A 23,547-nucleotide genomic window follows, 5' to 3' on the forward strand; every position below is an offset into this window, starting at 1 on the left:
CCTTTCCGGCCGCTGGAAAACAGCCGGCCGTTGGGTTAAGAGCGAACCACTATTTGGTGGGCGTCCGCGTGGCGGGCGGGGGGAATGGGTGAGGTTGCCTTGGACCAGTTGGAGCGTTTCCGGCCAAGCCTCAAGGGGCAGATCGCGTACGAGCATCTTCACCGTTACGCCGTCTGTCGCGAATGCGTGGCCGGAGCGGTGGTTCTGGATCTCGGGTCCGGCGAGGGCTACGGCTCCGCCATCCTCGGTGAAGCCGCCGTGCGCGTCACCGGCCTGGATGTGGATCCGGAGACCGTTGCAGCCGCCAATGCGCTTTACGGCGTGGAGGGGCGCGTCTCCTATCAGGTGGGCTCGGCCCACGACCTGCCGTTCCCGGATGCCAGCTTCGACGTGATCGTCTCCTTCGAGATGATCGAGCATGTGGACCGGCAGGAGCGGGTGATTGCCGAGGTGCGCCGGGTTCTGAAGCCGGGCGGGCTGTTCGTGGTCTCCACGCCCAGCCGCGAGGTTTACAACCGCTTCAAGGCGCCCAACGAGTTCCATGTGAAGGAGCTGGACCTTCGGGAGTTCACCGAACTTCTGGAAGTGCAGTTCCCGCATGTGAGCATGATGGGGGAGCGCATGGCCATCGTTTCCCTCATGGCCCCGCTGGAGAAGGGTGGAGAGGCCAACGGCTATGTGGGCTACGAGGGGCGCTACGGCGACGATCTCGACCGCCCGCAAACGGAGCGTGTGGCCAGTCAGTTTCCCGAGCCGGAATACCTTGTCGCCTTCTGCTCCGACCGGCCGGTCTCGGGAGAGGCGCTGGCCCATTCCGTCTTCGTCGCCCCGGGCGATGATCTGTGGATCGAAAACACGCGGGTGATGCACTGGGCGTCCGGTCTCCACGAGGAGGACGAGGTGCTGCGTCAGCGCCTCGCGAATGCGGAACGGGACAAGGCCGAGATCGAGGCGCGCTTGCGCGCTCTGGAGAAGTCGCTCAACGAGTGCGGGGGCAGCCCCGGCGGCACGGCGCTTCTGTCTCTGCGTGTAAGCTATGAATTGCGGAGCGCAACGGACGCCATCCGCGCCGCATTGGCCGTCCCCTCACGCCGCAGGCGGCGGAAGCCCGATTTCAGTCGGTTCCGGCCGGTCTGGCGGAGCATCGAGCGTCTCGGGCTTTTCGATGCCCAGTGGTACAGCGCGCAAGTCGGCGGCAGCGTGACGCCGGACACGGCGTTTGTCCATTTCCAGGCCAAAGGCCTCAAGGAGGGGCGGGATCCGCATCCCTTCTTCCATTCCGGCTGGTTTACGCTGCGCCATCCGGACCAGCTCAATGGCCGTGTCCCGGTCATCGCCTATCTGCGTGCCAAGCAGCGCGGCGAATTGAGCCCCCATCCCTTCTTCGTCCCTGAATTCTATCTGCAGCTCAATCCCGATCTCGCGCAGAGCAAGGTCGATGCCTATCGTCACTTCCTGACCTGGGGAGAGAAGGAAGGCCGGCCCGTTCATCCGCTGATCGATTTTGAGCGTCTGATCAGCCAGGGGGCGATGCACACGCCCGAGAAGCCGTTGCTGCGGGCCTATCTGACCGATCCGGCGCTGTTCGAGCTCTCGCCGCACCCCTTTTTCGATGCCTTCTATTATCTGACCGAGAATCCGGATGTGAAGGCGGCGGGTATCAATCCGCTGCTGCATTATCTGGTTTCGGGCTGGCGGGAGGGGCGGTCGCCCCATCCCTACTTCCATAACGACTGGTACCTGCACCGCTATCCGGATGTGCAAGCCGCGGGCGTCAATCCCCTCGTCCATTACGTCACCACCGGCGGTTTCGAGGGACGTGACCCCAATCCGGTCTTCAATTCCGCGCATTACTGGCAGGCAAATCCGGATGCGCGGGACTCGAACCTGATCCCGTTCTTCCACTTCCTGCGGCAGGGAAATCTCGCCAGCTTCGATTTCTCCACCCGGCAGGATGTGATCGCGGCTGCGGAGTTCTGCCGGCTCTCCGGTGGTTCGCCGGTGGAGCTGCTGGAGACCCTGTTCCGCTCACATGACGACGATGCCTTCGACGATGACGTGACGGATGGTCCATGGCCGCCCACGACAGGGCAGGGCTATGCTTTGCCGGCGGGGGTCAGCGAGTATCTGGCAGATACGGGGCGTCTCGATCGGCGTCCGCTGTATAACTATCTGTTCGGTGCCATCGCGCGTGCGCAGCGCTCGCGCAGGCCCTTCATCGAGAGCGCCGATTTTCGCCGGTTGAGCACGCGCGCCCGCGAGCTGTCCGAGGCGCGGGCCGGACGCTTCGGTGGGGCCTTGCCGACGGTGTCGATCCTGGTGCCGGTCTATAACAATATCGCTGACACCCTTGTCTGCCTGGTCTCGTTGCTGGAGCAGGCGTGTGACCTGCATTACGAGATCCTGATCGGCGACGATTGCTCGAACGACGGCACCGAAGAGGCCATCAAGCAGATCGGTGGCGTCGTCCAGCATGTGGGCCACGGCGTGAACCTCGGCTTCCTGGCCAATTGCAACGCCACGGCAAGCATCGCCCGAGGCGATTATCTGGTGCTGCTCAACAACGATACGGTCATCCTGTCAGGATGGCTGGAAGGGCTCTGGGCGGCGTTCGAGGCCGATCCGCTGGTTGGCCTCGCCGGTTCCAAGCTTCTGAACTGGAACGGCACCCTGCAGGAGGCCGGCGGCATCTTCTGGCGGGACGGTTCCGCCTGGAACTTCGGCCGGAACGCCGATCCGCGTGCGCCGCAGTTCAATTATCTGAAGGAAGTGGACTTCTGCTCCGGCGCTTCGCTGATCATAGAAACCAAGCTGTGGCGCCAGCTGGAGGGCTTCGACCCCATCTACAAGCCTGCGTATTGCGAAGATGCCGATCTGGCGTTCCGGGTTCGCGCGGCCGGGCGCAAGGTGGTGTACCAGCCGCTGTCGGAACTCGTGCATCACGAGGGGCGCAGCCACGGGCGTGATCTCACGCAGGGCATCAAGGCCTATCAGGTGCGCAACATGGAGCGCCTGTTCGAGCGCTGGCGCACGGTGCTGGAGCGTGACCACTTCGCCAACGGCGAGGAGGTGTTCTTCACGCGGGATCGTTCAGCCTCCAAGCCGCATATCCTGCTGGTCGATCATTACGTACCGCAGTGGGACCGCGATGCGGGCTCCCGGTCCATGTATCATCACATCCGCCTGTTCCTCGATTGCGGCTTCCAGGTCAGCTTCTGGCCCGACAATCTCTATCGCGATCCGGACTATACGGCGCGTCTCCAGGCCATGGGCGTGGAGGTCATCTATGGCGCGGATTACATCGGCGGGTTCGAGGATTGGCTGAAGCCGCTGGGCAGCAAACTGACCTATATCCTGCTCAGCCGCCCGCATATTGCCGTGAAGTACACGGGCGCGATTGCCCGTCATTTCAAGGGCAAGGTTCTTTATTACGGTCACGATCTCCATTACCGCCGCATGCAGCTTGAATATGGCGTCACCGGAGATGCCGCCCTCCTGCCTCAGATCACGGCGATGAAGGCGGAGGAGCTGGAGCTCTGTCGATCCGTCGATCTCTATATGTATCCGAGTCAGGAAGAGATCGATGTCATCAGGGCGGAGATCGGCCCCGAGCATGCGGGTATTGCGCTTCCGCTCAACGTGTTTGCCGATGATGAGATCGCGGCCTTCGATCCGGCTGTTCTGGCAGCTCGTGATCCCTATGCGTTGCTGTTCGTCGGCGGGTTCCGGCATACGCCGAATGTCGATGCGGTGAAGTGGTTCATCGCCGAGGTTCTCCCGCGCATTCGTGCCGTCGAGCCGCGCTATCGCTTCCTCGTGGCCGGCTCGCATGTGCCGGACGATCTGTATACCGGGTCAGGCGGCGAGGTGGAGTTGCTTGGTCGCGTCTCCGATGAGGAGCTGATGCGGCTCTACGCGCAGGTGGGGGCGGCGATCGCCCCGCTGCGCTTCGGTGGCGGTGTGAAGGGCAAGGTGCTTGAGGCCCTGTCCCGCGCTACGCCGCTGGTGACGACCACCGTAGGTGTTCAGGGCATTCCGGACCCGCGCCGCTTCACCGGCGTGGAGGATGAGGCGGAAGCCTTTGCCCGTGCCGTGCTCGCTGTTGCGGCGGAGCCGGAGGCCACGGCCGAGCGCGTGCGGCAGGGGCTGGCCTTCATTCGCGACACCTATTCGCGTCGCGTGGTGGGCGAGCTCATGTCTTCCGTGGTCCCGGAACTTGGTGGCGGAGCGCGCCCGAACTGATCGGTAAGTTGACGGCCCGGCTTCACCGCCGGGCCGGAACAGGGACGTGGCCGGCCTGGGGCTGGGCTCTCAGCTTTTCGGCGCCGATGCCGCCTGCGGCCGCGCGGACCATATGATCGCCCCGGCCAGCGCGAGGATGACCAGCGCCCAGGCGCCCTGACTGATCTTCAGTCGCCACGCATAGGCGGTCGGGCGGTAGAGCAGCATGGCCGGTCCCGATACGTCGGCCGGCACCTGCGCGACAATCTGCTGTTCGCGCAGATTGTAGAGCGGCACCCTCTGCCCCCCGACCCAGAGCTGCCAGGCGCCATAAGGTGGCATGCTGATCACCAGCAGGCGCTCGCCGCCGGGCGCAATGGCGAAGTCGAGCGAGTTATGGCTGCGGTCGATCCACGCCGCTGCGTCGATGGCACCGGCGGGGCAGTCACTGTTGCCAGCCTGGAAGCCGGCGATGGTCTGGACTTCCGGCCCCTGAAGCAAGGGCAATTGGCCGAGCGGCGCCTTCAGGCCGGCGATGTCGGGCAGCGGCGTCTGTCCCGCTGCCGGGCAGATGGCTGCAACCATCGGGCGACGGTTGTTCAGCAGATAGACCCGGATCGGACCGCTCTGGAACACCTGGCTTCCCAGCGTCTGCGGCTGCTCGGCCATGGAGATCAGATACTTGCCGCCCAGCGGCGCGTAAGTGCTGTCGCCGATGAGGCCGATCTCGTGGACGAACTTCCAGTAGATGCGGGGCGAGGTGTAGTGGCTGAAGGTGGGCAGGTCGAGATAGGTGGCTTCCGAACCAGCCTGGAAGTAGCCCACATCGCCACCCTGGATGGAGGGATGGAACGCCAGCCGGCCGGGATCGGGATCCGTGTTGCGGATGTGTGTGATGGCGGCTTCGACGGCGCCCCAAAGCTCGGTTCGCGTCATGGCCGGCGTGCCGTCATTGCGCGGCAGGGTGCCATACAGAAAGGCAAATTGCAGGGCCAGAAGCCCCGCCACGCCGGCCTGCCGGATCGTCCCGGGACGCAACGCGAGGAGGCCGGCGAACAGCAGGGCTGAGACGGCGGCGAGGGCGGCGAGATACATCGCCGGATCGTAGCTCCGCAGCGGGCCGGAAAACAGGATGCTGGCCACCCCGGCCACCAGCACCAGCAGGCTCGCCAGCAGGAGCACGGGACGGTGCGGGATTGTCTCGTCGCGGCCGAGCAGGACCGCAAGGCCATGGCCGGCCAGAATGCCGATGCCGAGGGCCAGCGGCGTGGCCACGAGACTGAGATGGCGCGTATGGCTGAGGCCCGGCGTGAAAGCCCAGATCAGGACCAGCCGCGCGGGCGAGAGGAACACCAGAACCACGCAGAGCACGACGAGGATGGCGAATACGCGCACCATCGGCTCCGACCAGCGCCGGACGGCGCCGAGCAGGGCCAGGAGGAGGGCCGCGGGCCCGAGCAGATAATAGCCCACCGCATAGTTCACATTGATGGGTGCGAGCAGTTGCGGCAGATCGCGCCAGTCCCGTTGCTCGGTCAGGATTTCAGTGATGTTTGCCGTGCCCGAACGCCCCACCACCGGGCCGCTGCGCGTCCAGCGGATCAGTTCACCGATATGGCTGAACAGGTTGATGGTGGAGGCAAGGCTCAAAATGGCGATGACGCCGCCCGCCACGGCCAGCGCACAGGCGAGGCGAATGGCGAACGATACGTCGCGCGTGCGGATGATCCGGATCGCGGTATCGGCGCCCATCACAAGGCCGATCAGCACCACCGCGGAGAGCAGGTTGGTGCCGGGGCCCGCCGTGAGCATGGCGCTCGTGCCCACCGCCAGCAGCAGGGCGCCGAGGGGAAACTGGCGCCGGTAGAACAGTCGCACCATGCCCTCGATGGCCATGGGCAGCCAGGCGAAGGCGGTGATGAAGGTGGGGAAGTTGGCGATCGTGTATGTGTTCGGCAGCGTCGCGGCGAGCGCGGCACCGCAGATGGCGGCCAGCCATCCCGCCCCGGTGGCGCGGATGAGGCTGCCCATGGTGACGGCGAAGAGGCCCAGATGCAGGACCGTGATCACGTCCGAGGCCTGCGCCGCCGCCTTGGGCGAGCAGAAATCCAGCCATCCGAACAGATAGAAGGGGTAGTAGGTCGCCACATGAGGGTTGAAGTCGAGCGCCTCGAAGCTCGACCAGTTCATCAGCGGCGTGACGCCCGCCTGCACGCTGCGCGAGATCTCGCAGAACAGCGGTCCGGTCAGATAGACCGTGTCGCCGAAGGGCGAGAAGGCCCAACGCATGGAGAGATAAGGCAAATAGAAGACGGCAAACCCGGCCAGCGCGACCGCGATCAGCAGGATCTGAGCAATGGGGGGCCGTTTCATCTCATTCCGGGAAGCGCGTGCGCCCCGAAGGGCAGGACGGGGGGCTTATTGCGCCTTGGAAGCGAGGCCCACCACGAAGGTGTAGGGGACGCGGGAATAGTTCTCGCGGATGTGCAGGTCCACCGTATCGAAGACCCGGCCGAGCACGCCGCGATAGCCGGCCTCGTCGCGCACGAACTCGCCGCGATCATTGTCCAGCATCCATTTGCGGAAGCCCGACTGGCCCTGCCGATAGCAGCCATCCAGCGAGAACAGCAGGCCGCCGGGGCGCAGTACGGTGCGCACGTTGGCCAGCGTATCGGCGAGGTCCGCATCGGAGATGTGATGCAGCACGCCGTTCATCATCACGATGTCGACCGGCCCGAACTCCTGCGCCGCCGCCGCATCGAAGAAACGGCAGTAGAAGCGCCCGCGCTTGCCGAACTGCGCATTCGCATGGTCGATATAGGACTGGTCGATGTCGAAGCCGACATAATCCACGCCCTCGGGCAGATATTTCAGGATGTAGCCAGGGCCGCAGCCGATATCGAGCACGCGCATGCCGGGCTTGACCGGAAGGAACTCCGCAATGGCCTTCACCCGCGCGCCGAAGAAGCCGCCAGCTTCCTGGAAGGTCTGATAAACGAGGGGAGAGTCCAGAAGTTTCTTCAGCATTGATCGCGACTTTCACGTCCTGCGCTTGAGCGTATCGCGCGACACGTCAGGCCGGGCAATGTTTTTGCGGAAAACCCACCAGTTCATAACAGCGAAATTCACGCAGGGCACCAGAACCACCGCCGCCACGATGCCGAAAGCGTAGTGCAGCCCCAGCACGTCCACCACGGCACCCATGGCAAAGGTGGTGATCAGGATGTTGCAGGCGTGCAGCAGCACGAAGCGGGCGAGATCCCCCGCAAGGCCGTTCTGGGACCGAAAGGAGAATCGTCGGTTGCCGATGAAGTTCAACGGCATGGAGGCCACATAGCCGGCTACGGAGGACAGCTTCGGCCCCACGCCCATCGGGCCGGCGAACAGGCTCGTCACGCCCGCGAAGACGAGGCCGCTCAGAACGCCGATCATGCCGAAGCGCATGGCTTTCAGCAGCAAGGCGTCGGAGGCCCCGAACGCCCGCAGCCTGTCAAGCAGCCAGGACCGGGAGAGGCTCACGCGGTCGCCGCGACGTAATACTGGGCGCCGAAGGGCAACCCCGAGAACAGCCGGTCCACCCCGCGCAGGAAGCCGTTGGCCGCCGGCACCGAGAGGATGAAGCTGGAGCGCACGGCGCTGAAGCCGGCATCCCGATAGAGCTTCTCCGTCTGTTCACTGCGCAGCAGCACCGCATCCTCGTCGAACGGGCAGGTGTTCACCGCGCGCATGGTCAGCGGATTGCGGGGATTGTGCTCGAACACGAGGGCGAGGCCGCCCGGCTTCAGTACCCGCCGCATCTCCTGCGCAAAGGTCGGCCACTGTACGGGCGGCACGTGATGCATGACGCAGATGGTGAAGGCGAGGTCGAAGGTCGCGTCCGCATAGGGCAGGGCGCTGCCGTCATAGACCTTGTAGTCCACGCCGGCATTGCGCTCGCGTGCGGTGTCCACGCAGGCGCTCGACACGTCCACACCCGAGAGCTGGCGGAAGCGGGGCTTCAGCAGCGCATGGTAGTTGCCGACGCCACAGCCCACATCCAGCGCCGAAAGCTGGGCCGCAGGTCCGAAGTGGGTCGCGACCAGATCGCCGATATAATCGGCCTTCACGCGGGTGAAGAAATCGGTCTTGAGGCCGGTGAAGGCAACGGCAGCGTCGACGGCGTCGGAATAGCTGTCCTTGTAGCCATCGAACGTCTTGGCCGTCTGGGCCTGCTGCGGATCCATGTATTCAGAACCTCCGTGGCCGCCCACCGTCAGCCCGTTCAACGACGTCTAGCACCAGCCTCGAACGATAGCGAGAGCTGACGCGCCACCTGCCGTATGCCCGTCTCAAGGTCGGTCGGCCGCCAGTCCTGCGGCAGCGCGGATGCTCGGTAGGTGATATGGCCCGCATTGGAGGGCTGGACATCGAACTTGAGATAGAGCGGATGCCCGACCACCTTGCTGGCGATCCGCAGCATCTGCGTCATGGAGGCGGGCTTGCCGCTGGCGAGCAGATGGGTGCGGGACACATCGTCGGGCTGGGCGATCCGGCGGCCGATGAAGGTGCCGATGTCCGAAGACAGCACATAGTCGCGGATCGTATCGAGCCCGCCGAAGATGCGCGAGGGCGCATGCTTCTTGGCATTGTCCACCAGCGTGTTCAGCAGGCCTGCCCGCCCGCCGGGCCCGCTGAAGCCGTAGACGGAGCTGGGGCGGTAGACATGCGCCACCATGGTGGTGCGCAGATCATCCACGATCCCCTCCTGCACCAGCTTCGCCTCGCCATAGGGGCGCAGCGGCCGGGGCTGGGACTGCGCATCGATGAAGCGCTGGCCTTCGAACAGGCCGCCGGCGGAACTGAGCATGTGGAAGGTGTGCCGGGTGTCGGGCAGGGCATCGGCCAGATCGCGGGTCCAGCTCACCACGTCGCGAAAGGCGGCGATCTCCGGTTCGACATCCTCATGCCGGGCGGCGAATCCGGCGCGTCCTGCCGCCCAGACGAAATCCAGCGCCTTCAGCGGCCCGAGATGCGGGGCAAGGGCCTCGATGCCCTGCGAAATCTGGGTGAGGTCGGCGGCGCGCCGGGCGGGGTCACGCCAGTCGAGCGGGAGATCCTGTGCGGGAGCGATCTCATGCGAGCGCAGGGCGCGGATCACGGCCCCGCCCACGAGGCCGATGCCGAAGACGGCCACCACATGCCGCCCGTCCCCCTCCGGGCTGTGGCGGACGATGAGCCTCATGTGGGCTGCGACCGGAAATAATCGGCCAGCCGTGCGTCGATGGAGCGGTCCACGGTGAAGAACAGCGGCTTGCCGTGGGAAGCCTGCACCAGCGTGGACAGATACTCCAGTGCCAGCGCCACCATGAAAGCGATGACACCGCCGAGAAAGAGAATGGCCAGCATCAGCGAGGTCCAGCCGGTCACGTTGATGGTGTCCGGCGAGATGATCTTCTGCAGCAGCAGCGCGATGGCACCGAGCATGGCGATGCCGACCACGCTCATGCCCACGAGGCCGAACATGCGGATCACCTTCACCTGACTGGAGATCAGCAGGCGGCGGGCGTGGGAGAGCAGACGGCGGAAGCTGTAGCCGCTGCTTCCGCTGGATATGAAGCGCTGATCCTTCAGTTCCAGCGTCAGCACGCCGATCCGCTTGGTGAACCAGGAGAGCGCCACGTCGAAATAGGTATCGTAGCCGCACACGCTGGAGGCGGCGCGAGCCATGGAGCCGCGCAGCAGGCGGAAGCTGTTGAAGTGGGAGATGTTGGGATTTCCGGTCAGGAAGACCATCATCTTCTTGAAGCCGCGCGAAGCCCAGTCGCGCCAGCGGGCCTCATGCACGGCGCTGGCCGGCTTGGCATAGACGATGTCTGAACCCGCTCCCACGGCCTGTCGCAGCAGGGTCTCGATCTCGGACGGCGGGTGCTGGAGATCCTCGTCCAGCGTGACCACCCAGTCACCGGAGCTGTGCAGCACGCCGGCGATGGTGGCCGCGTGCTGGCCGAAGTTGCGCATCAGATGGATGGCCGTCACCCAGCCATGCTCGGCGGCCAGCCGGTCGATCACGGCCGGGGATCCGTCGATTGCGGAATCGTCCACGAGGATGACCTCGGACAGCTCCATGGGCGCGCCGCGCTCCCGCCAGCCCGTCCGCACCTGTTCGAGCTGTGCAATCAGGTCGGCCAGGAAGGCCTCGCCCGAATAGACCGGCACGACCACGGAAATGGAGACGGGAGTATCGAAAGACATGAAATGCTCTGTCGCCTGTATCTCGGATGCGCGGGCGGAAACTCCGCCCGGGGGCTGTGCGCCCGCGTCCCATTACCTGTACCGATCAGCTTGAGTGCATCACACGGCTCGGTTGAAGCGGTCAAGCGTCGAGGCTTTTTGCTTGGAAGGCCGTGCATCGCGCAGGTGCGAAAGGCAATTGTGCGGGCTTTGTGCGGTTCGAATTCACCGTCTGTTCCGGTGTCTCCGGCGGCTTATGCTCGCACCATGTTGAAAACACATCGGAAAGTGGCTGGGGCGCCAGGAGTCCCAGCTCAAAAATGTTGACTTCGTAACGTGCTGGACCCGTTCGCGTTTCCGCTCACGCCTTCAGCATGAGGTACAGCCTTGTACGACAGGCGTGCAAGACATTTTGCATCAGGGCCTTGGAGACTGAAGGGAAGCGGTCATGTTCCGTGAACTGATAGAGCCCTTCCGGGAACACCGCCGTCGTCAGCGAAGCGCAAGGAGGCTCCTCATTCCGACGCCGCGCTTCGCGGGCCACCCAGCGGCCGGTCCGGGATTCGGCGGGGCGTCGATGCTCTCTTCGATGAAGGCGAGCAACCTCTCCCCGCTCGCGCGCCATTCCCGGAAGCAACGACTGGGTGTGCGACTGACGGCCACGTCCAGGCGGCTCCACCCGTCCTCGGGAACCGTCATGAAGAAAGCCTGCAACGCCATATCCTCCAGAACGCCGCACCGGCGGCCGAGCCAGGGACACCAGGGCTCGCTTGGACGTCGCTCCCGACGCCAGTGCTCCGTTGCCTTGGCGGTCTTCTCGTCCCCACGAAGCCATGCCCCCATGCCTTCAGCGAGTTGCGGAACGAAGTATGTCCATTCCGGTATGGCGCGGCCCGCCGCACGGGATATGACGTAGCGTCTCATCAATCGAACGTCCGCGTTGAGCTGCATCACGCGCTCCTCGGCGACAGTTCTGGAGCCGGACCAGACGGTTTGGGAACGGCACGCTGAAGGCCTGGATCCGGCTCGCCATTTCGCTTGGCCCTTTCGGTCTCTTCGTGGCCGAGGGATCGGAATCGGGACAGTTCGGTGACGATGGCGTCGGTGGACATGCGACCGAGTTCGGTACGCTGGGTGTCATCCAGATAGCTTGTCACGAATGCGCGCAGCTCCGGGGGCAGACGATTGACAACTTCGGGGGCGCCCGATGCCGCTTCCCGCAGGAGTTCTGCTTCCTTCACTCTGGCTCGAAGAAGGCTCAGGGTTTCGTCGCGCCGCACGGTCGCGGCTTTCTCCCGCTCCCAGGATTCGATGGCTTGCCGCGAGGGCTTACAGTTCTCAGCCACGACACCCTGGCGCTGGCATTCCACCCAGATGCGGTCCAGATCTCGTTGGGCCCATTGGCCGTCGATCTCCAACCCGCCTTTCCATTCTTCCTTGGCCTTCGTGACGGCAGCCAGAATGGATTCGTCGGAAACCGGTCCGTGCAACTCCAGCCGGTCCCCCAAGTCCCGGATGCGGGTGCTGCCTGCGTCTACCCAAACTCCGTCCGGAGTGGCAAGAGTCTGATAGCCTCGCTCCCGCCACCAGAGGGCACGCGAGGCGGGAGACGCCCGTGAAGCAGGGATTCTGCTCGCCGGGCTGCGGGCGCCATGGGGATCGCGGCGCGCCACTTCCACGAAGCCGTCGAGGTGTTCGACCTGCCAGTTCCCCGCATCAGCAAGAGCGCGCGCCAATTCGGTCGCGATGCCCCTCTTACCCCAGACCAACACTTTGCCGGAGCGCTGGTCGAGTTCGATCAGCCCCCGATCCGTGGTCATGATCCTCGGGCGCGTTGCGGGGCCGCCCGGATGGATCATGTGAATATGCTCTCGCCACCGGTCCGTGCCAAAGCCTGGCGGGGCGATCGCCGTGAGAAGTTCGATCTTGCGGTCCGGCCTGGGCTTGCTCGTTGACCGGAATCCCCTGGTGTTCTGCATCGACTTTCTCCTGTGGTGCCAGGAAACAGCATGTGTGCCGGCGTTGCCGGCGGCCAGTTCCTGGGCCGCTTGCAGGAGGAGCTGTAAATCGAGCCGGGAAAGTGCATGGGCTGCCGCACGATCCCGGATCAAGCGGCGTTCCGGGCGCATCTGGATTCCCTCGACCTTCGATTCCTTCCCTTCTGTTCCGGGAAGCTGCAAGGCAGTCAGGGGAGCGTGGGGCGACGATCCGTCGTGGGTCCGATCTCTGCGGCTATCCGTTCCAGGATTCGACCGTGTTGCCCGAGGATCTCGATCATCGTGGCCAGCAGAAGCTTGATCTCGTCGAGGCTTCCACCTGCCTCCGGCTCCTCTAGCAGTTCCAGCAGCGGAAGCAGGCTCTGGGACGCTTTCCTCGCCCCGAGGGCTTCGCGGTAAATGGCTTCGGCCTGTGTTCTTGGAGCGGGTTGCGTCGAGGTCATAGGCGTTGGTCTCCATGGCGGGGAGGGGAAGGTGCGGGATGCGCTTTCGCACCATCGACGCGGTGATGTGGTCGCCGTCCTGGCGGGCGGCTGCCGCAAGGATCCGGGTGAGGCTGTGAGCCGAGCCGGCGGTATCGAGAATGATGGCGCCGCGATCCCCTTGGGCGAGTTTCAGTCCCATCTTGCCTAGGATGGACGAGAACGTTTCGCCGTCGTCGGACGCCCGCCACGCCGCGAGGGCGTGGAGACGGATCTGATGGACGGGAATGCCGGTGCGTTCCGCCCAGGCTCGCTCTTTCGGTGTTGTTGAAGCGATGGGGCGGGGGCGATCAAGAAGGCCGGCCGCCGCCATCGCATCAGCGACGTCAAGTCTCCCATCGCGTATCAATGCCGAATGAACCGCGCGGTTGTGTTTCCCCGGAACGAGTGCGAGGCCGCATTCATGTTCGGTGATCCGGGCAACCTTTTCGCGCCTTGCATAATCATGCCTGAGCGAGACTGTCCGGCCCTCAGAGGTGACGAGCGAATAGACGAGATGGAAGTGGGCTCGCCCGGATTTGACATGCTTCACCCCGCAGCGTGGCGCGTCGGACAGGCCGAATTCTGCCTCGTAGCGCGTAACGAAGGTGTTCGTTACGGAGTCCGCGTTCGATCCAATAGGCGGATCTACGTGCAGATGATGAACTGGCCGGCTCGTCGAGCCGTGGGCGGAGACCGCCATCAGTTCTGCGATCTGGTCAGGAAGGCTCGCGCCCGCCAGATGTCTGGCTGGCAGGATTCGCACGGTCTGACCGCCCTTCCGGGAAAGCAGATGCCGCGCCAGGGCGCTGCCTCCCGCTCCTCGGGTTGCGCCGGAAATCATGGTCAGGAGCCAAGGCGTCGCCGGAGGATTCCGACGACGGAGACGAGATCGCGTTGAGCCGCCCGGAGGTCCGCCAAGACCGTTTCCGCCTCCATATGGGCCGGTGCCGCGGATTCACGGAGCGCCTTGGAAAGCTGTATCGTTGCCCCGGTGCAGCGAGCTACGGCACCAGCGAGGCGACCTACCGCAGCGATGTCTTCCGGCGGGACGACAACGGAACGGCGTCGGGGAGATGGCGGCAGTTTCAGTGAAGCCACTTCACTGTCGGGAAGGGCACGGGCAATTGCCTGCCGCGCCCATCCCGCCGCCGATAGGTCCGAACTGGCCGAGGCGGTGTCCAGCGCAGATCCGAGCGCTGGTGAGAGACGAACATGGACGCTGCGCGTCGGATCGTTCGGCTTCGGATGTTTCATGCAGCGTCCTCCCTTCCGGGAGGGGTGGGGGTCCACGGGGGAGGCGAAGCCTCCCCATGGCCTGCTTGGGGGTGGAACCATCATGGCTGGCTTCTCACCCTCTCCCGGTTTCTGAGAGGATTGGTCGCCGGCGGACGTTGAACAAGTCAGGCCGTCACGCGCTGGTCAGGCTTCGCGGTCCGCCAGCGCTACGCCGCAGGCTCGGGGACAGCCGTATGCTTCGTGATGATGTCTTGGATCTCTCCCGGCTTGAACGCGACGTCCCATGCCCAGCGACCGAAACCGCCCGCCGCATTGATGGCCTTGACCCATTCGGCCAATGCGTCTCGCTTGGCCTTGTTCTGCGGGCTATCCGTACCCTTGATCTCGAGAGCAAGGATCGTCCCGCCCACAAGGCGCACGAGGAAGTCCGGGACGTATCGCCGCCGGGAGCCTGCCCACATGTAATAGACCTGGAACCCGAGATGATCGTTCTTGGCGTACGCCAAGACGCTCTCGTGCTTCTCGAAGACGTTGGCTGCGTGTCCCTCCCACGCGGAGTCCCCGACCAGATGGCTGATGTGTGATCTGATCGTCGGGAAACATGGCTTGGTCGTGTACCAGGTGCGCATCTGGCCCGTGGCGCCGATCGGATTTTCTTCGTCAAACACGGGCGTAAGACGTTCCGTGTTCTGCTCGGTCACATGGCTGAGCAAATGCTGGACGACGAGGTCGATGTTCAGCGCAATGAGGATTCGTCGGCGGAGAGGGTCAGAGTGAAACAAGGATGGGATAGCGAGACGGTCGGACTTCAGGAACGCCTCGACGATCCTGACCATCTGCGCTGCGAGGTACTCGTGGGTGCCAGTGAACCCATGGCTGAGCTCTTCAAACGCCTTCCGGGCGGCCTGGAACACGAGGCGCTGTAGACGGAAACCATCCGGAAGCTTCTCGAGATCAATCGCAGTGACCTTGCTCATGTCGGTGGCGCCGCCGAGCGCCGGCGCAAGGTCTGCACTGATGGGAGTGCTGGCTGGATCGAGGATCAGTGGTGCGACCTTCTTCCAATCGATGACGAGCTGCGGCCTGACGACGGTCTCGACCCGCAGCACGTTCGGCCAGCGAATCTCCAGATGCGCCCGGTCCGGCACGACCTCGATCTGCGTGGTCGGCTTCGGGGGCGGCGGAGCCTCTCCGCCTTCGCCGGTCTCCGAAATCGAGAGGGGCACGCCGAAGACGTTAACGTATTCCGGAAGGAACAAGCCGTTCTCGTCGGTGTCGTAAGACACCCGGCGCAATCCTCGCCCCACCACCTGTTCGCAGAGGAGCTGGGACGTAAAGGCTCGAAGCCCCATGATGTGCGTTACGTTCTTGGCGTCCCAGCCTTCCGACAGCATCGCCACCGATATGACGTTCTGTAGGTCTTGGCCGGCTGCGCCCCGCTTGCCCACGTTGTCCACGATCTCGCGAAGCAGTTCTTCCTTCTTCAGGGCTAGGAACTGCTCGCGGCGGGTTTCGGGGATACGTGCCGCGTCGATGATCGCCTTCAGACGGGCCTCGTAGTCCTTGTCGGACGAAGCGGTCTCACCAATCTCAGCTTTCTCCAGCACCTTGGAGTCGACCCGGAGCGTCCGGTTGGGGGCGTGCAGCTCTGGCCAGTGTGCATCGCCCTTGTTGAAGTACGTCTCGACGCGGGCTGCGGTCTCCGTGCGATTGCACACCGTGAGCATGACGGGCGGGGAATGATGTCCGGCCTCTTGCCAGCGCGCCCGGGTCTCCCGCCAATCGGCACCGAGCAGCGTGTAGGCGTCCTGGACCAGCTTCGGCAGGGCTTCGTGTGGCTCTGCCTTCGCTCGGTTCAGGTCCTCGGACACGGATGGGTCGCGGTAGATGTGGTAGAGCTTCGAGCGCAGCGTCTTGGCATCGGGGACGGCGTCGTCACGGACAACGACACGCGGAGTCTTCACCAGACCCGCCTCAATCGCGTCATTCAAACCGAAATCCGAGATGATCCAGTCAAACAGCGCCGTCTCGGTGCTCTTCTTGCCCGTGGGGGCGAAGGGCGTGGCCGAGAGGTCAAAACAGCGTTGGATGCGCCGGGTCTTGTGGATGCGGTCCAGCCCCTCGATCCAGCGCGTGGCCTCGTCCAGGTCGATGCCGTGCTCTTCCGCCGCCTTCTTGCTGATCTTTATCTCGGGCGGCTTGCGATAGGCGTGGTGCGCCTCGTCGTTGATGACAATGATGTCCTTGTGCGCGGCAAGCTTGCCGAGCACGCGCCGCGTGAAGGCCTCGTCGGACTCGCGTCCCTTCTTGACGACCGATCGGTCTTTGTCTTTCAGCGGCATCAACGTGTGCCAATTTTCTATCAACACCTCGGCCTGGTTCAGCTTCTGGCGCAGCGCCTCGGACGGGCACAGGTTAAATTCGTCGTAGTAGCTGCCCTCGCTCGGCATCAGCACCCGCAGCCGTTCCTTCACGGTCAATCCCGGGGCAACGATGAACACGGCGCGGCTGAAATCCTTGTTCCGCTTCGGATACGTCAGTGCGTTCAGCACCTGCCAGGTGATGATCATCGCCATCACCGTGGTCTTGCCCGCGCCCGTCGCCATCTTGTTGCACAGGCGCTCCCACATCCCGCCATCGCCGGGGATCGCGATGCCCTGCTTGTAGGCCTCGATGCCCTCGGCCCACCAGATCAGCGTCTCGATCGCTTCGAGCTGGCAGAAGTAGAACGGGTGCTGCCGAGCTTCGCGATCATGCCAGTGTTCGAGCAGCTTGCGGGTGACGATGGTCACGCCGGGCCAGCCGTCCTCACGCCATTGATCCACGCGCGTCCGGATCGTGTTCACCAGGTCCAGCGTCTCCGTGCGCTTGGTATTGTTCCGGGCGTCGAATATCTCGTAGCTCGCCGGCCGCCGTTGAGGCTTGATCTCCAGCTTGCCGCTCTTGCTCTCGACCCAATGCTGCGCGGGGCAGACGAAGGGCGAATTGATGATCAGGGACATGCTGGCTCACCCCTCGAGGGGCATGATCTTGAGGGACTCGATACCGCGGTCATCCACGATCTTGACCGCGATGCGCCGGTTCTCGCCGGTCTTGAATGGCAGCGAGACGGTTCCGTGGAACTGCTCCAGCAGCTCCTCGTCCAGCTCCGCACGCACTGTCTTGCGCAGACGGTTCCAGCCGCCCTTGGCATCCGCCATCGGGAAGAACACCTGATGGGGCATCAGCGAGCGATTGTCGTAGTCCACATCCAGCGACCACATGGCGATCTGCTTCGTACCGCCGGACACCAGATCCCCCTTGCGTGGATCGAAATAATCGAAGCCATTGACTTCGACCTCCCACAATCCGTCCTTGCGCTTGCGCAGCTCTACATCCGGCTGACCCATGAGCCAGAAGGATTGGTTAGAGCTGCGGCCTTTTTTCAGATCCTCGGTCAAGAGGTCGGTGTTCATCTGGGCCTTCAGCAAGGTGACGCCGGGCCAGTTCACCTCGTCGATGTCCTTGGCTGCCTCCGGATCGAAGGTGAAGGCGCAGAACAGAATGAACTTGGGCGACGGACGCAATGTCTCCGCCTCAGATAGGGCAAGCTCCACCTGCCGCTGCTCCAGTGCCGCGTGTTCGGGGCCGAAGCTGACGACGATACGCTCCCCCGTGTCGGCCAGTGAGCCACTGGCATGGATGTGTTTCAGCCCCGGCAACGTTTCAAACTCGGCGAAGCGGAGCATTGCGCCGCCCTTGCCGCGCACGCCTGTCTTGAGCAGTTCGTCGCGCCATAGCGCCTGGCGTGAGGTCTCGCCTGAACGGGCAACGGTTTCGTCGGCCTCTTGCGGCGACACGCTGTCGTCCAGCGAAAGGACTGTCGGCGCCGGCACGGCTTCGACTGAGAAGGGCCCACAGATGCGAAGCTTATTCGGATCTTTCCGCGGCTTGTCGTAAAGCGTCTCCTGTTCGGCATGATCCGCGATGGACTGGTCTATGCGGTGCTGCATTGCCTGCCGGGCGGCGTGGAAGGCTTCGAAGGACGGCCTGGCGGGTTCAGGCCAATCGTCCGGCCAGTCGAAGGGTACTTCCCATTCGTGCAGCGTGTCGCCGTTCGCGAAGTCGATCAGCTTGTTCTTGCGCACGCCCAGCACAGGCTTGAAGAGCTTCGGCGGGGCTGCTGCCAACGCAGCATTAATATGCGCTAGGGTCACCGTGATCTTCGGATGATCCTCCTCGTAGATCGTGTCGATATCGGGATTGTTGGCGATTTTTCCGAGCATTATGCGCGGGGTCGTCTCGTAGTCGAATCCCCCCCTCAAGCCCTCATGAGGATAGCGTAGGGCATAGTAATCGAAGCTGGCTGTCATCAGTCTTTGCTTCGCCAAGGAAATCGCCACTCGCGAGGTGTCGCAGGTGATCCAGCGGCGGCCCCATTTTTCGGAGACGAAGGCGGAGGTGCCGGAGCCGCAGGTCGGATCGAGCACCAGATCGCCAGGATCGGTGGTCATGAGAATGCAACGTTCGATGATCTTGTTGCTGGTCTGAACAACGTAAACTTTGGGATCCGCGCGATCCTGCACAGCACCAGCAATGTCGAACCAAGTATCCGTAATCGGCACCTGATCGAAGTCGGCGAAGAAACGAACATATCTCAACTTGCCGCGCGGTGTTATTAGGAAGCGATTCGCGCGGGTCAGGCGTCGCATTCCGTGAGGTACTGGCGCCTTCCAATGGTTGCCGGCACCTGGGTGGAAGGTCATCCCACACCATTCCCAGTCCGCAGTTGCCGCGCCTTCACCCTGGGAGCTCGGATTGTCATCGGTAAAGATTTTTGTTTGGTCGGGAATGGTTTCTGGCCGCTGGCGTTGCTCTTTCGGCAATGGGCCACGGCTACCGTTGTCAAATTGCCCTTGGTCGTAGTCCCCGCGAGCTGCCTCAGCCCGGTCCTTGTGTAGGTATATGCGGTTGAACTTCACTAGGCTCTTGTTTTTGGCGAACCAGAGGATGTAGTCACCGGTTCTGCTTAGGCCCGACGTATCAAATCCTCCAGTTGTTGAGTAGCTGATTAGAGACATCGTATTTCGAGATCCGAACACCTCAGAGAGAAGCTGCCGAACGTGGTGCAGGTTCTCATCCGAAATCTGCACAAATACCGATCCGCTCTCGCTCAGCAATTCTCGCGCCAGCATCAACCGGTCGCGCAGATATGTGAGGTAGGAGTGAATACCGAGCTCCCAGGTGTCCCGGAACGCCTTGATCATCTCGGGTTCCTGGGTGAGATCCTCGTCCGCGCGATCCTTGACATCGCGCTTGTTTACGAAGGGCTGGAAGTTCGACCCGTATTTGATCCCGTAAGGCGGGTCGATGTAGATCATCTGGACCTTGCCGCCCATGCTCTCCTTCGTAAGGAGCGAGTTCATCACCAGCAGGCTGTCACCGGCCACCAGCCGGTTCGACCAGCCCTTTTCGTGTTGGTAAAAATCTAGCGCCTGGCGTAGCGGCAGGTTCTCGAATGGCGCCGCGAAGAAGTCCGGCTGCCGCCACTGTGCCGCTGCGTCTTTGCCCTTAAGACGTTGCGCCGCGTTGGCCAGAATAGTTGCCGGGTCGACACGTTCATGGACATGCAGCGAGACGGTATCGACCTCGACGCTCGTCCGCTCCGCCTTGCCCGTCCAGTGTAGATAGGGAGCCTGCAACCTTTTCAGCTCTAGCAGCGCGTCGCGCATCATCTCGGGATCGCCCGATGCGAGCGCATCGTTGATCAGCCTCTCGATTCCCGCGCGTGCCGGATCGAAGTTCAGCACTGGGTCAAGATGCGGGTCATAGGCCCAGACCGTCTTCTCGCCATCCGGATCGGTGCCGGCATGGACCATTCCGACTTCGGGATTGTTTACCCGGGTCTCGCCATGGCGATAGCTCAGTACCTGCAAAGGGCCGTCCGCCTTGCGCGCTGCCTTCTTTACGGCACTTGCCTTGCGTTGGCGCGGCGCTGCTTCTTCGGTGAGGGTCAGTTCGAACCCCTCATCCTCATCGCCGTCGTCATCATCCAGATCGTCGCTGTCATCCTCTTCATCCAGATCGTTGAGAACACGGAAGATCGATCCTCCACGTCCCCTGCCGCGGCCCAGCAGCCCTTCATCGATCAGGATGTCACGCGCAGCGGTGTAATCGCCGTCCTCAAGGTTGGGGATCTGCTCGCGCAGGCGCGCTAGCATCGCGCTGTTGCCGATGGAGGAACCGTCTTCGGGTATCAGGGACAGGATCAGGTCGGAAAGGTCGGACATGGGCGCCTGGAACTCTCGAAAAGGTCTTGTTTCCCATTACCTATCGCGCCGGTTGTCCATTTGCACGCCAGAAACGGCCGTTGCGGTGGACGGGGCTACCCGTGTGTGTCTCATCCCGACCGCTGGGAAGACATCATTGCGTTCGCGAGCGTGAGATTCGTGCGCCGCCGGCCGTCCATGACGGCGTCGACGTGTTTGGGAATGGCAGCGCGCCCGCATCAGGTGTGAACCGTCTCGGGGGCGGTGCAGCAGCTCATGCTGTCGAGCCCGTCCATGAGAAGCTGCGCGTTGACCACCGTACCGAGTGCACGCCGGATCGCTTCCGCAGCGGCGGCAGCCTCATGCAACCCCATGGCTCTAGCTTCACAATGGGGAGCATTCCGAACGGCGGCGTTCGTGACGCCCTCATGGCTGTGGTGGGGAGGGCGTAATCATGAATGTCGTCGAAGTCTGCTGTGGCGCAGGCGGAATGTCATTGGGGCTGCGAAATGCGGGCTTCAATATCGTCGCGGCCTATGACACCTGGGCTCCGGCGTTGGCGGTCTACAAAGACAATTTCCCGATGAAGAAGACGCTTCTGCGTCCGCTTCCATTGAACCGTGGCCACCACGGTAAAGCGGGGGATCTCGGCGATCTTCTGGGACTCGTCCCGGAAGTCCTCCTCAAAAATGTCGATATGATCGCTGGGGGGCCTCCGTGCCAGGATTTCTCCCGGGCGGGGCAGCAGGTGGAAGGAACCCGAGCCGACATGACCCTAGCCTTCGCGGTCCTTATCGCGGTGGTGAGACCAGAATGGATTATGATGGAGAACGTGACCGAGGTCACGAAGTCCAAGGCGTGGCAGCGCGCGAGGCGCATTCTCAAGCGCGGGGGCTATGGTCTATCCGAGATGAAGCTGGATGCCAGCCATTACGGGGTCGGGCAGGCACGGAAACGCTTCATTCTGGTGGGGCGTCTCGGTGAAGTGGACGGCTTCCTCAGCAGTGCACTGGAGGTCACCAAGGATGCACCTCGCACCAACGTCCGGGACATTCTTGGCGACGTCGGCATCAACCCCAGCGGGACATCGGATGCCACACGCGTTTACTTCATGCGGCCGTTCTCCGGTGGCCAGGGCGTGCGTTCCATCGACGAACCTTGCCCGACCATCATTCGAAGCTCCCGGGAGCGCGCCACGCGAGGCTACCAGGCTCATAAGAACGACCTGGCGCCAGCAGCGAAGGTCCCCTCCCTCTCCTGGCAGGAACTCGCTAGATTGCAGGGCTTTCCTGAAACTTGGAAATGGGATGGAGTGAAGCGGGTGCGTGACCGCGATGTCATGATCGCCAATGCCCTGCCTGCGCCGCTTGCCGAAGCTGTCGGACGAGCCATCCTCTCTCGACACCGGGGGGAAACCGTTCCGGTGCCAGAGGATGCGTTCGTCGAATGGCTAGAGACCGTAAAGGGATATACGGGGACCGTGCTTCGGAACAAGTCGAGCCGGTTGCATCAGGCCCGCGCCCTCTTGAAGGGGCGCGTCCTTGAAGACTCAGCTCTCGAACAGACCATGCTTCAACGTGCGAGTGGGTTCGCCACATTGAGCGCATCGGTCAGATCCGATCTTGCAGCCGTCCTCGCGCTGCATGCCGAGTGGAGAGCATCTCTCCGGGAACCCCACCCATGGTCCCTGGACGATGATACAGAGACGACAAGCACGAGCATGCCCAGTCTTGACGCCATCATTCGAAAGAGGCGCGCGGTCGAGGTATCTTGAACCGGATCAAAATCTCTCTTTTTTACTATACACTGAACTTTACACCCCCACCGGCCATCCCGCATGGACGGTGGGGCGTGACAGGCCGGTTCGGCGGGCGATGGCCGACTTCGTGACAGGCTCGCCGGCTGCCTTGGCGGATACGATGGCTTCCTGGATCAGGGCTGCCGAACGCGACTTCCGTAGCGCAGCCGCATAGCGAGCGCCATGGACTTGCCGGGCTGATGTACCGGTGATGCCGTCCACCTCGTCCGCACACGCGCCGCGATCACGCGAGGCATCCCGGGAGCATCGGTTCGCATCCCAGTGATCGGCTGCATAGGTCGTGACGCGGTACAAAATCGCCTGAGCCTGTTTCGGCTTGTCTGACTCGGCACTCGCCCGTCCGACCAAGGTCCGGAATAGTATCTCAGCAATGGCATCCGAGTCCTTGCGCTCCACCGCCTGCATATAGGCTGGATCCTGCGCCTGATTGAGGTCGCGAAGGGTTTGATAGGACCACGTCTGGAAGAGTGAGAACAGTAGGTTGCTGGCGTTTCGGCTGCTACCTGCAAGGGCGGCTGCGCTTTCCCGGATCATGGTGTCTCGATTGGTTCCCGTGTCCACCCACTCGGCCCAGGTGGAGAGGTTGGGGAACGTTGTTTCGTTCCACGTTCTGAAGCTCCAGAAGGGCGACAGGGGATTCTTGATCCTCCCCGGATTAGACAAGGCGCCGGGGTCGGCCCCGAGAGGCAGGAGGGACTTGGTGATCCCAGCATGCACGGCACGCCACAGGGACATGATGTTTTTTCGGCAGCGTGGGTCGTCTGAGAACCACACCCCGGAGTTATACGGAAGAAGATAGATCGCGTGCGGGCGTTCCACCACACCGTTCTCATCCTCGAAGCCGACCACCACATGTGGAAGGCAAGGTAGCGGGAGCTGCTCCAGCTCGAACCGAAGAGCGTCCCACGACGGGAAGCTGTGGTCGAGGTCAAGCCTGAATGCAGAGCGGACCTCCCGGTTCAAGCCGATCCATGGCTCATCCAAGCCGAGCAGCTTCGCATCCGTCCCCGACATCAGGTCCTTGGACCGGCTGACCTGCATCTTTGACACACGGGGCGTGATCTGGACGATGCGCCGAAGGACGTGACTGCCTTCGGACCGCAAGCCCGCTTCCCGGAATGGCGCTCGGTGGCGTCCTCCGACCTCACCGCCATGAAAGATGAAACCCTCTGTAAGGCGTCGGCGGATCAGGTCGCGGCGGGAAAGGGCGCGTGAGATGAAGATGTCTTGGTCGGGGGAGGCAGGTGTCGTCCTTGGGTTGCACCATCCCGACATGGCCTCTCGGATCCACCGCTCCTCCGCCCATTTGGTCTCGAAGTGCCGGACAGAGGCATCTTCAGGGGGCGAAATTT

The 23,547-nt window shown here is 63.3% G+C and carries 14 protein-coding genes; 2 read left to right on the forward strand and 12 right to left on the reverse strand.

The genetic code is table 11. The annotated features are described in order from the left end of the window. The first annotated feature begins 84 nt into the window (after positions 1–84). Positions 85–4,242: a methyltransferase domain-containing protein gene (locus tag IEW24_RS17745; RefSeq protein WP_188581066.1), complete on the forward strand. Its 4,158-nt coding sequence runs from the start codon at positions 85–87 to the stop codon at positions 4,240–4,242. A gap of 69 nt (positions 4,243–4,311) precedes the next feature. Here the strand turns inward: IEW24_RS17745 and IEW24_RS17750 are convergent, their stop codons facing one another. The 11 genes from IEW24_RS17750 to IEW24_RS29000 all read right to left on the reverse strand — a co-directional run bounded on the left by IEW24_RS17750 (position 4,312) and on the right by IEW24_RS29000 (position 20,750). After that, complete coding sequence (locus IEW24_RS17750) at positions 4,312–6,594, reverse strand: hypothetical protein (RefSeq protein ID WP_188581068.1); 2,283 nt, start codon at positions 6,592–6,594, stop codon at positions 4,312–4,314. A gap of 45 nt (positions 6,595–6,639) precedes the next feature. Further along, positions 6,640–7,248: a class I SAM-dependent methyltransferase gene (locus IEW24_RS17755; RefSeq protein ID WP_244644513.1), complete on the reverse strand. Its 609-nt coding sequence runs from the start codon at positions 7,246–7,248 to the stop codon at positions 6,640–6,642. A gap of 12 nt (positions 7,249–7,260) precedes the next feature. After that, on the reverse strand, positions 7,261–7,740 hold the full coding sequence (locus IEW24_RS17760) for a GtrA family protein (RefSeq protein ID WP_188581070.1): 480 nt from the start codon (positions 7,738–7,740) through the stop codon (positions 7,261–7,263). Further along, complete coding sequence (locus IEW24_RS17765; protein ID WP_188581072.1) at positions 7,737–8,444, reverse strand: class I SAM-dependent methyltransferase; 708 nt, start codon at positions 8,442–8,444, stop codon at positions 7,737–7,739. The genes IEW24_RS17760 and IEW24_RS17765 overlap by 4 nt, the downstream gene beginning before the upstream one ends. Before the next feature lie 38 nt (positions 8,445–8,482). After that, the gene (locus IEW24_RS17770) at positions 8,483–9,442 is read right to left on the reverse strand and encodes an NAD-dependent epimerase/dehydratase family protein (protein ID WP_188581074.1); all 960 of its coding nucleotides are present in this window, start codon (positions 9,440–9,442) and stop codon (positions 8,483–8,485) included. After that, positions 9,439–10,452, reverse strand: a complete 1,014-nt coding sequence (locus IEW24_RS17775) for a glycosyltransferase (RefSeq protein ID WP_188581076.1) — start codon at positions 10,450–10,452, stop codon at positions 9,439–9,441. Before IEW24_RS17775 ends, IEW24_RS17770 begins: the two co-directional genes overlap by 4 nt. Positions 10,453–10,923: 471 nt before the next feature. After that, positions 10,924–11,382 (reverse strand): hypothetical protein, encoded by a 459-nt coding sequence (locus IEW24_RS17780; RefSeq protein WP_188581079.1) that lies wholly within the window; start codon positions 11,380–11,382, stop codon positions 10,924–10,926. After that, complete coding sequence (locus IEW24_RS17785; RefSeq protein WP_188581081.1) at positions 11,382–13,733, reverse strand: relaxase/mobilization nuclease domain-containing protein; 2,352 nt, start codon at positions 13,731–13,733, stop codon at positions 11,382–11,384. Before IEW24_RS17785 ends, IEW24_RS17780 begins: the two co-directional genes overlap by 1 nt. 601 nt (positions 13,734–14,334) lie before the next feature. Further along, on the reverse strand, positions 14,335–17,130 hold the full coding sequence (locus IEW24_RS17790) for a BPTD_3080 family restriction endonuclease (RefSeq protein WP_188581084.1): 2,796 nt from the start codon (positions 17,128–17,130) through the stop codon (positions 14,335–14,337). 6 nt (positions 17,131–17,136) lie between these two features. After that, positions 17,137–20,397: a site-specific DNA-methyltransferase gene (locus IEW24_RS17795; protein ID WP_188581086.1), complete on the reverse strand. Its 3,261-nt coding sequence runs from the start codon at positions 20,395–20,397 to the stop codon at positions 17,137–17,139. Positions 20,398–20,615: 218 nt separating this feature from the next. Further along, positions 20,616–20,750, reverse strand: a complete 135-nt coding sequence (locus IEW24_RS29000; RefSeq protein ID WP_280514984.1) for a hypothetical protein — start codon at positions 20,748–20,750, stop codon at positions 20,616–20,618. A gap of 80 nt (positions 20,751–20,830) precedes the next feature. Between IEW24_RS29000 and IEW24_RS17800 the strand changes: the two genes are divergently transcribed. Continuing rightward, positions 20,831–22,150, forward strand: coding sequence for a DNA cytosine methyltransferase (locus IEW24_RS17800; RefSeq protein WP_188581088.1), 1,320 nt, complete (start codon positions 20,831–20,833; stop codon positions 22,148–22,150). A 39-nt stretch (positions 22,151–22,189) separates the two neighbouring features. Here the strand turns inward: IEW24_RS17800 and IEW24_RS17805 are convergent, their stop codons facing one another. Beyond that, positions 22,190–23,299 carry a replication initiation protein gene (locus IEW24_RS17805; RefSeq protein ID WP_244644515.1) on the reverse strand — a complete coding sequence of 370 codons (1,110 nt, stop codon included), beginning with the start codon at positions 23,297–23,299 and terminating at the stop codon, positions 22,190–22,192. Between the last annotated feature and the right edge of the window lie 248 nt (positions 23,300–23,547).

The sequence above is a fragment of the Azorhizobium oxalatiphilum genome (assembly GCF_014635325.1).
Classification (GTDB): Bacteria; Pseudomonadota; Alphaproteobacteria; order Rhizobiales; family Xanthobacteraceae; genus Azorhizobium; species Azorhizobium oxalatiphilum.

Coding starts and splice junctions, on each gene's coding strand:
- IEW24_RS17745 (WP_188581066.1), top strand. CDS start 85: ATGGGTGAGGTTGCCTTGGACCAGTTGGAGCGTTTCCGGCCAAGCCTC.
- IEW24_RS17750 (WP_188581068.1), bottom strand. CDS start 6,594: ATGAAACGGCCCCCCATTGCTCAGATCCTGCTGATCGCGGTCGCGCTG.
- IEW24_RS17755 (WP_244644513.1), bottom strand. CDS start 7,248: ATGCTGAAGAAACTTCTGGACTCTCCCCTCGTTTATCAGACCTTCCAG.
- IEW24_RS17765 (WP_188581072.1), bottom strand. CDS start 8,444: ATGGATCCGCAGCAGGCCCAGACGGCCAAGACGTTCGATGGCTACAAG.
- IEW24_RS17770 (WP_188581074.1), bottom strand. CDS start 9,442: ATGAGGCTCATCGTCCGCCACAGCCCGGAGGGGGACGGGCGGCATGTG.
- IEW24_RS17775 (WP_188581076.1), bottom strand. CDS start 10,452: ATGTCTTTCGATACTCCCGTCTCCATTTCCGTGGTCGTGCCGGTCTAT.
- IEW24_RS17780 (WP_188581079.1), bottom strand. CDS start 11,382: ATGCAGCTCAACGCGGACGTTCGATTGATGAGACGCTACGTCATATCC.
- IEW24_RS17785 (WP_188581081.1), bottom strand. CDS start 13,733: ATGATTTCCGGCGCAACCCGAGGAGCGGGAGGCAGCGCCCTGGCGCGG.
- IEW24_RS17790 (WP_188581084.1), bottom strand. CDS start 17,130: ATGTCCCTGATCATCAATTCGCCCTTCGTCTGCCCCGCGCAGCATTGG.
- IEW24_RS17795 (WP_188581086.1), bottom strand. CDS start 20,397: ATGTCCGACCTTTCCGACCTGATCCTGTCCCTGATACCCGAAGACGGT.
- IEW24_RS29000 (WP_280514984.1), bottom strand. CDS start 20,750: ATGGGGTTGCATGAGGCTGCCGCCGCTGCGGAAGCGATCCGGCGTGCA.
- IEW24_RS17800 (WP_188581088.1), top strand. CDS start 20,831: ATGAATGTCGTCGAAGTCTGCTGTGGCGCAGGCGGAATGTCATTGGGG.